This window comes from Stenotrophomonas sp. PS02301 (assembly GCF_029959485.1).
GTDB classification, from domain to species: Bacteria; Pseudomonadota; Gammaproteobacteria; order Xanthomonadales; family Xanthomonadaceae; genus Stenotrophomonas; species Stenotrophomonas maltophilia_Z.
Genome location: NZ_JASCOO010000176.1, coordinates 1 through 3,520, shown reverse-complemented (window position 1 = coordinate 3,520; position 3,520 = coordinate 1). Strand labels below are relative to the sequence as shown.

Below are 3,520 nucleotides of genomic sequence, written 5' to 3'. Positions count from 1 at the left end.
CGGGGGCGGGGGCGGGCGGCGCCGCCCCCCGCCCCCCCCCCCCCCCCGCCCCCCCCCCCCCCCCCCCCCCCCCCCCCCACTACCGGTCATGCGTAGCGGATCGGAGGCTGCACGACATCCACGCGTAGCGTGGATTCACCTGCCGGCGTGCATCCACCAACAGTCGATCGCATCCAGCACGATGTGGATGATCAGACCGATACCGAACAGCCGCGTCTTCTTCGGCACACACAACCCCGCGTATACCGCGATCGCCGGTGCAGTGTGCAGCGGATGGAAACCGATGCTGCAGCGGTTAGGGGCGTAGATCGGGTCGGCCAGCAGATGGTCCAGATCGATGATCCAGCCCAGCAGCATCAGCACCCAGGCGGACATGAAACGCTTGCGCCAGAACATCCACGCCAGCACCGCCGGTACGGCCGCATGCAGGAACAGATGAAAGATCGCGCGGGCGCTCATGGGGTTTCCAGGTGCCTTGAAGGAACCGACGGGCCGTGCCCGACGCTACCGACGACCGGGTGAGGCCCGAAGGCCATCACCCGTCGCCACCGGCTTACGCCAGGGGCTCGTCGGACAGGTAGGTGTAGCCGGTCAGACCGGCTTCCAGTGCCTCGGACAGCTCCTGCGCGCGCTCGGGCGAGAGCTTCGCCGCCGCCACGCGCGCGGCGTAGCTGGCGCGCAGATCGGCCAGGCTGTAGCCCACGTAGTCCAGCATCACATCGGTGGTATCACCGCGGCGCTGCTGGGTGATCGCGTAGCCATCGGCATCGGCCAGTACTTCCACCGCGTCGGTGTCGCCGAACAGGTTGTGGATGTCGCCCAGGATTTCCTGGTATGCACCGACCATGAAGAACGCGATGCGGTAGCTCTCCCCGGACTTCAGCGCATGCAGCGGCAGCGAGGTGTCCAGGCTTTCGTTCTCGACATAGGTTTTCACCATGCCGTCCGAATCGCAGGTCATGTCCGCGATGATGCCGCGGCGCTCGGGCTGCTCGTTCAAGCGCTCGATCGGCACGATCGGGAACACCTGGTCGATCGCCCACGCATCGGGAATCGATTCGAACACGCTGAAGTTGACGAAGTACTTGTCGACAAGACGTTCGTTCAACTCGTCCAGCGCCGGGCGATGGCTCTTTTCGTCATAGCTCAGGCGGGCGCGCACGGCATGGGCGATGGCGTAGAACAGATCGTCGATACGGGCGCGCTGCGGCAGGTCGATCTGGCCCAGCGCATAGCTGGACAGGCCTTCGGCATGGAAGTGCTGCGCTTCCTGGAACAGCTCCACCGCCGGGCGCTCATCGAGCTCGGCGTGGATCTCGCGCAGGTGGCGGATCGCCGCCGGCTCGTCGTCGTGCTGGTCCGGCACGCGGCCTTCCTGCGCCTCTTCCACCTCGGAGACGTTGGCGATCAGCACCGCGTGGTGCGCGGTCATCGCGCGGCCGCACTCGGTGACGATCCGCGGCGGGGTCAGGCCGTGCTCCTCGCAGGCATTGGCCAGCGGCTGCACGATGTTGCTGGCGTAGGAGTTCAGGCCGTAATTGATCGAGCAGAAGCTGCGCGAGCGGGTGCCTTCGTAATCCACGCCCAGGCCACCGCCGACGTCCACGTGGGTGATCTTCGCGCCCAGGCGCGAGAGCTCCACGAAGTAGCGGGTGGCTTCGCGCATGCCATTGGCGATGTCGCGCACGTTGGAGATCTGCGAGCCCATGTGGAAATGCAGCAGGCTCAGGCAGTCGGCGTATTCGGTATCGCGCAGCGACTTCCACAGGTCCAGCAGCTGGCGCGGCGAGAGGCCGAACTTTGCCTTGTCGCCGCCGCTGTTCTGCCACTTGCCCGCGCCCAGCGAGGCCAGGCGCATGCGCACGCCCAGGCCCGGCTTGACGTCCAGCGCCTTGGATTCCTCCAGCACCAGCTTCAGCTCGGAGGGCTTCTCGATCACGATGAAGGTCTGCAGGCCCAGCTTGCGGCCGATCAGGGCCAGGCGGATGTACTCGCGGTCCTTGTAGCCGTTGCAGACGATCAGGCCACCCGGGCGCGAGAGCGCCAGCACGGCCATCAGCTCGGGCTTGCTGCCCGCTTCCAGGCCGAAGCCTTCGCCGTGGTGGCTGGCCAGGGTGCCGGCCACGCCACGGTGCTGGTTGACCTTGATCGGGTAGACGGCGGTGTAGCCGCCCGGGTACTCCCAGTCGGTCTGTGCCTGCGCGAACGCGGCCTGCAGCTTGGCCAGGCGCTGGCCCAGGATGTCCGGGAAGCGCACCAGCAGCGGCAGCTTGGCGCCGGCCTCGCGGGCGGCATCGACGATTTTCGGCAGCGATACCACCGGGCCGTCCTGGCCAGTCGGTCTCACCACCATGTGTCCTGCCTGATCCACGTCGAAGTAACCATCCGCCCAATGCGGAATCGAGTAGGTCTTGCGGGCTTGGTCGAGGGACCAATCGGTCATTTCAGTGGGCCTGGTTGGTAAAAAAGGGGGTGCATGATAACGCCTATGTGGCGACAGCTCCGTTATCATGCGCGCCCGCGCCCGTGCTCAGGCTTGAAACCTGAACGGGCCAACCCGTCCGGACGTGGCTTGCGCCACGCGGCACCGCCGCCAGCCCGGCTCCAACACCCTTCCGAACAGGACTGCTATTCCATGACTGACAACAACAACTGGTACATCGAACACTTCGAGCGCACCGGCTCGGCCATCGGCTACCGCCTGACCGGCAAGCTGGATGAAGTGCAGTCGCCGTTCCAGAAGATCGAGATCTTCGCGACCACCGATTGGGGCAACCTGATGACCATCGATGGCGCCATCATGTTGACCAGCAAGGACAACTTCTTCTACCACGAGATGATCAGCCACCCGGTGCTGTTCACCCATGCCGCGCCCAAGCGCGTGGTGATCATCGGCGGCGGCGACTGCGGCACCCTGCGCGAAGTGCTCAAGCACGAAGGCGTGGAGAGCGTGACCCAGTGCGACATCGACGAGCAGGTCACCGTGATGGCCCGCAAGCACTTCCCGGAACTGTGCGATTCCAACGACGATCCGCGCGCCGAGCTGATGTTCGACGACGGCGTGGCCTACATGGCCAACTGCCCGGCCGGCAGCGTGGACGTGGTGATCGTGGACTCGACCGATCCGGTCGGCCCGGGCGAAGGCCTGTTCAACAAGGCGTTCTACGAGAGCTGCTTCAAGGCCCTGAAGGATGACGGCATCCTGGTGCAGCAGTCCGAATCGCCGCTGATGCAGCTGGACCTGATCAACGAAATGCGCACCGAGATGGGCAAGGCCGGCTTCGGCTCGTTCAAGACCCTGCCGTTCCCGCAGCCGTGCTACCCGACCGGCTGGTGGAGCGTGACGCTGGCCCGCAAGGGCGAGAGCAGCTTCGATTTCCGCCAGGCCGATTCGGCCGCCAAGTCGTTCGAGACGCTGTACTACACCGCCGCGCTGCATACCGGCGTGCTGGTGACCCCGCCGTTCGTGGCGGCAGCCCTTAAGGGCTGATCGAAGGCGTGCCGACCAACGGTCGGCACC

At 65.9% G+C, this 3,520-nt stretch carries 3 protein-coding genes; 1 reads left to right on the top strand and 2 read right to left on the bottom strand.

Going from position 1 to position 3,520, the window contains the following annotated elements:
* Positions 1-135: 135 nt before the first annotated feature.
* Both QMX81_RS20660 and speA read right to left on the bottom strand, forming a co-directional pair.
* Positions 136-459, bottom strand: a complete 324-nt coding sequence (locus QMX81_RS20660) for a DUF6122 family protein (RefSeq protein WP_121040688.1) — start codon at positions 457-459, stop codon at positions 136-138.
* Between the two features lie 94 nt (positions 460-553).
* Positions 554-2,443 carry an arginine decarboxylase gene (speA, locus tag QMX81_RS20655; protein WP_282264318.1) on the bottom strand — a complete coding sequence of 630 codons (1,890 nt, stop codon included), beginning with the start codon at positions 2,441-2,443 and terminating at the stop codon, positions 554-556.
* 192 nt (positions 2,444-2,635) lie between these two features.
* Here speA and speE point away from each other — a divergent pair, with 192 nt between their 5' ends.
* A complete protein-coding gene (speE, locus tag QMX81_RS20650) occupies positions 2,636-3,490 on the top strand; it encodes a polyamine aminopropyltransferase (protein ID WP_282264316.1) in 855 nt (284 codons plus the stop codon).
* The last annotated feature ends 30 nt before the right edge of the window (positions 3,491-3,520 follow it).